Annotated in this window: 9 protein-coding genes and 1 tRNA gene; 5 read left to right on the top strand and 5 right to left on the bottom strand. The window is 65.1% G+C overall.

All coding sequences use genetic code 11. The annotated features are described in order from the left end of the window. Positions 1–282: hypothetical protein (locus tag DBR34_RS21315; protein WP_219928257.1), on the top strand; the 282-nt coding region annotated here is incomplete at its 5' end. A gap of 33 nt (positions 283–315) precedes the next feature. Here the strand turns inward: DBR34_RS21315 and DBR34_RS10710 are convergent. After that, complete coding sequence (locus DBR34_RS10710; protein WP_128096776.1) at positions 316–711, bottom strand: hypothetical protein; 396 nt, start codon at positions 709–711, stop codon at positions 316–318. Between the two features lie 217 nt (positions 712–928). Here DBR34_RS10710 and DBR34_RS10705 point away from each other — a divergent pair, with 217 nt between their 5' ends. Both DBR34_RS10705 and DBR34_RS21310 read left to right on the top strand, forming a co-directional pair. Continuing rightward, complete coding sequence (locus tag DBR34_RS10705) at positions 929–1,951, top strand: NADP-dependent oxidoreductase (protein WP_128096775.1); 1,023 nt, start codon at positions 929–931, stop codon at positions 1,949–1,951. A 141-nt stretch (positions 1,952–2,092) separates the two neighbouring features. After that, positions 2,093–2,257 carry a hypothetical protein gene (locus DBR34_RS21310; protein ID WP_181393970.1) on the top strand — a complete coding sequence of 55 codons (165 nt, stop codon included), beginning with the start codon at positions 2,093–2,095 and terminating at the stop codon, positions 2,255–2,257. Positions 2,258–2,306: 49 nt separating this feature from the next. On the opposite strand, the gene DBR34_RS10700 is transcribed toward DBR34_RS21310, so the two are convergent. Genes DBR34_RS10700 through DBR34_RS10690 form a run of 3 tightly spaced genes read right to left on the bottom strand, consistent with a single transcriptional unit; the run spans position 2,307 to position 4,610 of the window. Further along, the gene (locus DBR34_RS10700) at positions 2,307–3,053 is read right to left on the bottom strand and encodes a hypothetical protein (protein WP_128096774.1); all 747 of its coding nucleotides are present in this window, start codon (positions 3,051–3,053) and stop codon (positions 2,307–2,309) included. Beyond that, positions 3,050–4,324, bottom strand: coding sequence for an N-acetylmuramoyl-L-alanine amidase (locus tag DBR34_RS10695; protein WP_128096773.1), 1,275 nt, complete (start codon positions 4,322–4,324; stop codon positions 3,050–3,052). Before DBR34_RS10695 ends, DBR34_RS10700 begins: the two co-directional genes overlap by 4 nt. A gap of 4 nt (positions 4,325–4,328) precedes the next feature. Next, entirely contained in the window at positions 4,329–4,610 is a 282-nt protein-coding gene (locus DBR34_RS10690) for a hypothetical protein (protein ID WP_128096772.1), read from the bottom strand. A gap of 49 nt (positions 4,611–4,659) precedes the next feature. Between DBR34_RS10690 and DBR34_RS10685 the strand changes: the two genes are divergently transcribed. Next, entirely contained in the window at positions 4,660–5,400 is a 741-nt protein-coding gene (locus DBR34_RS10685) for a hypothetical protein (protein WP_128096771.1), read from the top strand. A 153-nt stretch (positions 5,401–5,553) separates the two neighbouring features. On the opposite strand, the gene DBR34_RS10680 is transcribed toward DBR34_RS10685, so the two are convergent. Further along, positions 5,554–5,629, bottom strand: a tRNA-Ala gene (locus DBR34_RS10680). Positions 5,630–6,001: 372 nt separating this feature from the next. Here DBR34_RS10680 and DBR34_RS10675 point away from each other — a divergent pair. Next, positions 6,002–7,988: Cache 3/Cache 2 fusion domain-containing protein (locus tag DBR34_RS10675; protein WP_146186816.1), on the top strand; the 1,987-nt coding region annotated here is incomplete at its 3' end.

Genomic DNA, 7,988 nt, shown 5'->3' with positions numbered 1-7,988 from the left:
GGCGTGTGCCCGGCATGCCAGGCCGATCTATACCTCGTCATCGACCCGCCGCAGGCCTTCGTCACGCACGAGGAGTGGATCGGGGGCGGGGCGGTGCGCACGGCGGTGATCGAAGCAGGGGCCCGTGATCCGGCCGCCGAGTCGGAGCGCTGGCTGCTGGAGATGGCACGCGCGCACCGCGACGGGCTCATCGCCACGCTGGGGCTGCTGTTCGGCACCTCACGCTGTACGCAGTGCGAGGCACCGTTCGAGCTGCGTGAGGCGGTGCGGTTGAGCGGCTGAGTCCGGTGACCGGTTCGCACGACAGCGCATCGGTTACTGCGCCAGCGGACATGCCAGGCTGACCAGCCGATCACCCTCGAAGCGCGCTTCGATGATGCCATCGCCTTCCTTGAATGCCTGCCAGTGCGCCAGTGCCGGTGCGCCGGGCAGCGGGTTGCCCAGGTGGAAGTACACCTTGCCGCGGGAGTCGCCGGGCCGGACGTGTGCGCAACCGATCACCGGCGTGGCCATCTCCCCGCAGTCGCCCTGCAGCAGGCACAGCCGCGTATGGCAGAGGCCGCGGCCCGACCAATGGCCCTGGGCGGCCAGGCAGCCCGGCTCGGTGGCCAGCACGGCCCACAGCACCAGGCCAAGCCCGGTGGTGGCCGACATCAACAGCAGCAGATAGCGCGCGGCGTTGGCGCGAAGGTGGCGGGCAAGGGCGGTCATCACGCCATGATGCGCCACGCGGCATCCGGGTGGCCATGGCGAGCGCGACACGCGGCGGCCAATGGAATGCTGTTGTCGCATCGGTACTGCCGATGCAGGCAGGGCAGGGGCTGGCGGTGCCGCATGGCCAGCACACCGATGGAACGCTGTTTTACCCGCGCCCCAGGCGCATCGCCAGCGACTACCGTGGGCCCACACCTTCATGGAGTTGCCATCGATGAACGATCTGACCAACACCCGCGTGGTCCTCGCCTCGCGCCCGCAGGGCGAGCCGGTAGCCGCCAACTTCCGCCTGGAGCAGGTCGCCGTGCCGACGCCGGGTCCGGGCCAGGTGCTGCTGCGCAACCGTTGGCTGTCGCTGGATCCGTACATGCGCGGTCGCATGGAAGAGGGCCCCTCGTATGCCGCGCCGGTGGCCGTGGATGCGGTGATGGAAGGGCGCACGGTGTCGGATGTGATTGCCTCCAACCATCCCGGCATTGCCGTCGGCGCGCAGGTCGTGGCCACGGGCAACTGGCAGACCCACGCGGTGGTGGACGGGGACAGCATCACCCGCACGCTGGACGACACCGGCTTGCCGGTCAGCACCGCGCTGGGCGTGTATGGCATGCCTGGCTTCACCGCCTATGCCGGCCTGCAGGAGATCGGCCGGCTGCAGCCCGGCGAGACGCTGGTGGTGGCAGCCGCCAGCGGCCCGGTCGGGGCCACGGTGGGGCAGATCGCCAAGCTGCAGGGCGCGCGCACGGTGGGCATTGCCGGCGGCGAGCAGAAACGCCGCTACCTGGAAACGCTGGGATTCGACGTGGCCCTGGACCATCGTGCCGACGACTTCGCCGCCCAACTGCGCGCGGCGGTTCCCAACGGCATCGATGTGTACTTCGAGAATGTGGGCGGCCACGTCTTCGAGGCCGTGGTGCCGCTGCTGAACGACTTCGCGCGCATTCCGGTGTGCGGCACCATCGCCACCTACAACGCACGTGGCGCGGTGCTGCCAGGGCCGGACCGGCTGCCGGGCTTCATGAGCCAGGTGCTGCGCCAGCGGCTCACCGTGCGCGGCTTCATCCAGTCCGACTTCAACGCGCTGTTCCCCCGGTTCCTGGTCGACATGGCGCGCTGGCTGCAGGAGGGCAGGGTGCAGTACCGCGAAGACATCGTCGAGGGCCTGGCGCAGGCACCGGAGGCGTTCTTCGGCCTGCTCAAGGGGCGCAACTTCGGCAAGCTGGTGGTCAAGCTGGACTGAGCGGAGCGGAGCGGTGCGCGGGCAGGTGCGTTCGAGCGCAGCGGCGTTGCCATGGCCCATACGGGTCCGTGACCGGCGCATCACTCCCCGCTGGCTAGGCTGGTCGCCATCCCCGTGACACGGCCACAGCGAGTACACAGCATGACCAGCAACGACAAGCAGCAGGGCCAGCAGGAAGGCACCAAGGAAGCCCAGCAGGACCGCAAGCAGGACGAAGTGGCCAAACAGCGCCCGGGCCAGACCGACCAGGCCATCCATGACGCGGAAACCCGGCGCCCGGAGCGCAAGGACCAGGGAGACGATTGACGGGTTTGCAGACGGGCTGCAACGCCCAGTGACCCAGCGGCTGCTGAGGTCACTGGGTGGGAACCGGGACAACCCTCGCGCCAAATATCTCCGAAGTGACGTAGTGCAGCAGCTCGACCTGGCCGTCGGTGACGCCTGTGATATGGAATGGACGAGAGAGTGTGTCGTCGACTTGGATGGGGGTCATGGTGTCGCTGGAGATGGTGTACAGGTAAATCAGTGTGTCACGGGGAGGAAGCGACTCTACCTCGGCTGCCGTCAGGCCTTCGGTGTCCAGCGAAGGGAGGTCGGCCTGCCCGATGAGATGGTTGTTGTCTAGAATCTTCCACTCGAAGTCTGTGGCGTCTTCGGGGGCCTCCGGATGCGTTGGCGGACTGGCCATATCAACCAGCGACCCTGCAGACACAACCGAGTATCCAGAGTTGCCCACCTCCACAAGGAACCAGCCTTCGTCAGGGCTGATCTGCAAGGTCTGGATGCTTGCTCTTGGCGCGGATGACCTGACTACCTCACCATCTACGTTGACGATCCGTGCTTGCGCAGATCCGGTCGCGAGGAGTCTGAATAGTTTCGACTTCTGGACGGGCCGCGAGGTCTCACGGAGCTTCTCAGGCTGCAGTGTGTAGCTGACAGCAGGCTGCTTCGAGCGCGCTTCGGAAGGCGGTGCCATGTCGATCGACCGTTCTACATCTACAGTTGCTGCTACGGCAAACGACTGCAGGGTGCAGGCTATAAGAACCGCATGGATCAGGCTGAGGCCCCGCAGTGCGCGACTGGGTGGGGACGGCACTTTCATTGGTTACACCTCAGATCTTCAAGTAGTGCAACTGCGATGGCGTCGCATATATCTTGCCGCACCTGCTCGTAGCCACTGTTGATGCTAAGGAGTTCATCTACGGCTTGGTGGTCGATGAACTCTACTTCCAGCAGCGCAGCGCGAAGCAGATGATAATTAACGGTGTTTCCAAGCTCAGAGTCACTCAGAACCGCAAGCTGCCTCTCTGACTTTACTCCGCGATTTCTTGCGCCCGCGTCATGGGCGAGGATGGCGCCGTAAGTCGCATCGTTGATTCTTTCGGCCAGTGCGGTGTCTTCGGTAAAATTGACGTTGTCGTTCCGGGGGCGGATCAGCGTTTCTGTCCCTCTTGCGATCCCATTTGCTCCGTTGAAGTGGATGCTGAGTAGTATGTCGGCGCCGGCTTCTCGGCTTACCTTGGCGCGGGCTATCCCGGCTTTGTTTTCGTCGTCAGGCCTCGTTAAATGAATTCGAACATTCCGGTTTTCATTGGTACGTAGCGCACGCAGTGCGCTCTTCGTGCGTAGTCCAAAATCCAGTGTCAGCTGCTTCTCAAGGACGCCGCTGGTATGCGATGTTGCGTTGTTGGCCGAAGAGCCAGGTTTGTTCTGTGTACCCCCATGCCCCGGGTCAATCACAATAATCCCCGGAACTTCCAGATCAATCACATCCACCGCAGCTGCCGACCCTTCAAGTTGCACACTGATGCGAGCGGCATTGAATGCGACCGGTGCCAGGTTGACGCGGATAGCCGTATGCCCGGTCTCATCCACTGAAGTCGTGGCGTATTCCTGACTGAGCCGGGTGAATCCCACCGCGCTTAGTTCATCCGGCGCAGTAAAGCGGTCACGCTGTTCGGCAACGGCATGCACCCAACTGCCCCGGAACACCGGATCAAGGGCGGGTTGACCTTCCTCGCCCGGCGGCACGAATAGCGGCGCCATGGACCATGTCACTGTCTTGCCCTGATGGTGGTTGTCCGGGCGGCCCTCGCTCCAGACACGGAGCTTCAGCTCGCGATGGGCAATGCGGTTGGTCTGCGGGGCCACCTTGACCATCGGGTGTTTGTACGGGATGGCATGGGGCTCGGTCGAGCCCTCTACGGGGCGCTCATCTTCATCCAGGATCTGCGGGGCCAGCGCAACAGGATCCAGATGGAGGACGTCGCGCGGCCTGTCGATCCGCACCTCCTTGCGTACCTTGTTGGAGACCGGTGACGTCGAAGAACTGGCGATAGTGCGATACAGGATGCGTGCGGCAGTGATGACCATGACGTCAGCGCTCCTGCAATTGCAGCGATAGCGATTGGGCGGCGGCGGAGTTCACGACATGCGTGAGGCCGAGCCTATCGGTAACGCCAGACAGAGCGTTTCCATCTTCAAGCAGGATGCGATAGGCAATATTGGGTAACGGCTCGCCGGTTGTCTTGTCCTTCAGAACGAAGGCTTCATCGAACAGCGCTGCCCGGTTGTCCGGCAGCGATGCAAGCTGCGCGGGCAGCCGTTCGCCGGCCAGGAACGGATGCTGGCTGGCCTTGATGATGAAGTTTCCCGGCATGACGTAGTTCCTTTACTGGCGATGCGCTGTGCGTGGAGTCTTGTCTGCCATGACGCTGATTATTGCGGCCGATGTGCAAGACCATCTGATCCTTGCCGGGGATCATTGCGCCGTGCTGTCGCGGGGGTCAAATGCGACAGAACACGTGATTATTCGCAATTATCAGAAGGTCTATTCCTGGAAGTACGGGGCTATTGCGGGCTCCGGCGACGTCGTGCTGATGGTGGTTTTCCTGCGCCTGTTTCTGCTCCATGAGCGCCAGAATGCGCGTGTGGATGTGCTGCAGATTGCCAGCGAGGCAAAGGCGGCGCGTATTCGCGCAGGTAGTCCGCCTGGTGAGTGTGTAGGGAACATCTTCTTTACATTGCCCGCCTCTGATGGGTTCCAGATGCATGGCGTGTACATCGGCGAGCACAGGATCCGGTTGGAAACCGTTGACCCGATCAGTACGTGCTTCTCGATACAGGAACAGCGATCACCGGACCGGACCGCATGCAACGCGTTCAACGGCCGCTTGAGACCGGCGCTGTTCTTCAGCGACACCCGCGCGTTCCATACCCACCATCTTGACCTTCTGCGCCGCTTCTTCGAGTGCCAAAGCGCGATGGATGATCGCGTGACCTGCTCCTTCGACGTCATGTTTCTCGACAAGCGCACCGGTATCGGCAGGTTCTGGACGGCACCGGACGGGATGAGGCGGCGGGTCTCACTCGGGGGTGAACTGGAGTCCGCCGGTGAGGGACCGGTCAGCGCCCCCACCCGGCTGCACCGTGGGGAGAGGCAAACGTAGCGGCCGCCGTCGAATAGCGCCTGTGCTCTGCCCATCCGCCTGGCGCGCAAGGGCGCTGGATGGAAAAGGGAGGGGGCGGTCCAACGAAAAAGGCCGGAAGCCCTGTTTTTGCAGGTATTCCGGCCTTTCGAATGCCCTGTCGGGCTGAATTAGTGGTGGAGCCAAGGAGGATCGAACTCCTGACCTCGTCGATGCGAACGACGCGCTCTCCCAGCTGAGCTATGGCCCCACGGATGGTGCAGACCGCGTGGGCGTTGCCTCGCGATGCACCTAGTCTAGCGCCGTGAATGGGCCGCTGCCAAGGGGCGGCGGCGATGGCCCGCGCGCAATGCGGCGAGCGCGAAGGAGGAAGGCGAGGCGGTCCGTGTCCTACGGGGCCTTCAGACCGCGCGCGGCGCTCCGCTCTCGGCCGCCGCCTGCGTTTCTGAACGCAGGTCGGGGTTTGTGAAGACTTGTCACGATCCAATACAAGCAAAAACAAGGACTTGGCGTTTTGCCCTAGTACGAAAGGACTAGCCCGGAAAAGGTAAAGAGGACCAAAAAGGGTGCCGATAAGAAGTGTGACGAACATCCCACACATTTCCCCTTCCGAGTACCAACGATGACGACCCGTGCCGCCACCGTTTTCTCTTCCTCCATCGGCGCGCGCCTCGCGCTGCTGATGGGCCTGATCACTGCCGTTGCCTTCGTCCTGCTGGCGGCGCTGATCTACCGCCAGGTTGCCCACAGCTACGAACAGCGCGTGCAGGCCGGCCTGCAGTCGTCCACCGCATTGATGCGGGATTCGGTCGGGCTGTACGACCGCAGCCTCAGCGACAGCACTGAACGCATGGCCGGCACCTTCCGCGCGCTGTTGCCCGACGGCGAGGCCAGCCTGGATGCGGCCGCGCCGGTGACCGTTGGCGAACGCCAGGTGCCGACGCTGCGCCTGGGCACGCAGGCGATCAACCTGCAGGAATCGGCGGTGGACCGCTTCGCTGCCGCCACCGGGGGTGTGGCCACCGTGTTCGTGCGCGAAGGCGACGACTTCGTGCGCGTGTCCACCTCGCTGCGCAACGCCGAGGGCGCCCGTGCGCTGGGCACCGCACTGGACCATGCCAACCCGGCCTACGCCTCGCTGCTGAAGGGCGGGCGTTACACCGGCCCGGCGCGGCTGTTCGGGGTGGACTACATGACCCACTACACGCCGATCACCAACGCGGGCGGTGAGGTGGTGGGGATCGCGTTCGTGGGGCAGAACTACTCCGACGGCCTGGCTGCACTGAAGGCGCGCCTGCGCACTGCGCAATTGGGCAAGCAGGGCCACTTCCTGGCCGTGGATACCCGGCCAGGCGAGCGCTTCGGCAGCCTGATCGCCGCGCCGTCGGCCGAAGGCGAGCTGTTGGCCACGCATGTGGACGCGGCGGACCTGCCCGCGCTGGAGGCGCTGCTGGCAGGCCAGGCCGAGCAGGCCACGCTGCACCTGCGCACCGCGGCCGATGGCCCAGCGCAGGCGTATTTCGTGTCGGCCCAGGCATATGGCCCCTGGAAGTGGGCGGTGCTGGGGCTGGAGCCGGTGTCGGTGCTGCAGAGCGTGCTGCATAGGCTGATGCTGCACATCGCCCTGGTGGCCGGGTTCGGCCTGCTGGCGGTGATCGTGGCGCTGCTGGTGGTGGTGCGGCGCATGCTGAGCGTGCCGCTGGCGCAGGCCGGGCAGGTGGCGCGCGACGTGGCTGCCGGTCGCCTGGACCGGCAGATCGTGGTCCAGCGCCAGGACGAGGTGGGGCAGCTGATGGGCGCGCTGGCGCAGATGCAGGGCAAGCTGCGCGAGATCATCGCTGCGCAGAACGACATGAGCCAGCGCCATGCCGACGGTGCGATCAGCCACCGCATCGACGCCGGCCGCTTCGAGGGCGAATTCGGCACGATGGTGAGCGGCACCAATGCCCTGGTCGATGCCCACATCAGCACCAAGATGCGCATGGTCGAACTGGTCCGGGCCTACGCCGACGGCGACCTGTCCGACGCGATGGAGGTACTGCCCGGCGAGAAGGCGCGGATCACCGAGGCGGTCAACGGGGTGCGCGGCCGCCTGCAGGCGATCAACGGCGAGATCAAGCGGCTGGTCGCGGCGGCGGCCGACGGTGATTTCAGCGTGCGCGGCGACGCCGACGCCTACCAGTACGACTTCCGCGTGATGGTGCAGGGCCTCAATACCCTGATGGTCACTGCCGACCACAACCTGGCGGCGCTGTCGGGGCTGCTGCGCGCACTGGCCGAGGGTGACCTGCGCGGACGCATCGAGGGCCAGTTCAACGGCGTGTTCGCCACCATGCGCGACGACGCCAATGCGACCGTGGCGCAGTTGACCGCCATCGTCGGTGACATCCAGCAGGCGGCGGTGTCGGTGTCCACGGCGTCAGCGGAAATTGCCGCCGGCAACGAAGACCTGTCGCGCCGCACCGAACAGCAGGCAGCGAGCCTGGAAGAGTCGGCCGCCTCGCTGGAGGAGCTGACCGCGGCGGTGAAGCAGAATGCGGACCATGCCCGCCGTGCCGACCGGCTGGCCGCCGAGGCGGCCGAGGTAGCCGCGCAGGGCGGCGCCGCGG

The organism is Stenotrophomonas sp. HMWF003, from assembly GCF_003061285.1.
Lineage (GTDB): Bacteria > Pseudomonadota > Gammaproteobacteria > Xanthomonadales > Xanthomonadaceae > Stenotrophomonas > Stenotrophomonas maltophilia_AP.
This window is presented reverse-complemented; position numbering and strand designations above follow the sequence as displayed.

Excerpts from the sequence above, each read along its gene's own strand:
- DBR34_RS10710 (WP_128096776.1), bottom strand. The coding sequence starts at position 711 with ATGACCGCCCTTGCCCGCCACCTTCGCGCCAACGCCGCGCGCTATCTG.
- DBR34_RS10690 (WP_128096772.1), bottom strand. The coding sequence starts at position 4,610 with ATGCCGGGAAACTTCATCATCAAGGCCAGCCAGCATCCGTTCCTGGCC.
- DBR34_RS10685 (WP_128096771.1), top strand. The coding sequence starts at position 4,660 with ATGACGCTGATTATTGCGGCCGATGTGCAAGACCATCTGATCCTTGCC.
- DBR34_RS10700 (WP_128096774.1), bottom strand. The coding sequence starts at position 3,053 with ATGAAAGTGCCGTCCCCACCCAGTCGCGCACTGCGGGGCCTCAGCCTG.
- DBR34_RS21310 (WP_181393970.1), top strand. The coding sequence starts at position 2,093 with ATGACCAGCAACGACAAGCAGCAGGGCCAGCAGGAAGGCACCAAGGAA.
- DBR34_RS10695 (WP_128096773.1), bottom strand. The coding sequence starts at position 4,324 with ATGGTCATCACTGCCGCACGCATCCTGTATCGCACTATCGCCAGTTCT.
- DBR34_RS10705 (WP_128096775.1), top strand. The coding sequence starts at position 929 with ATGAACGATCTGACCAACACCCGCGTGGTCCTCGCCTCGCGCCCGCAG.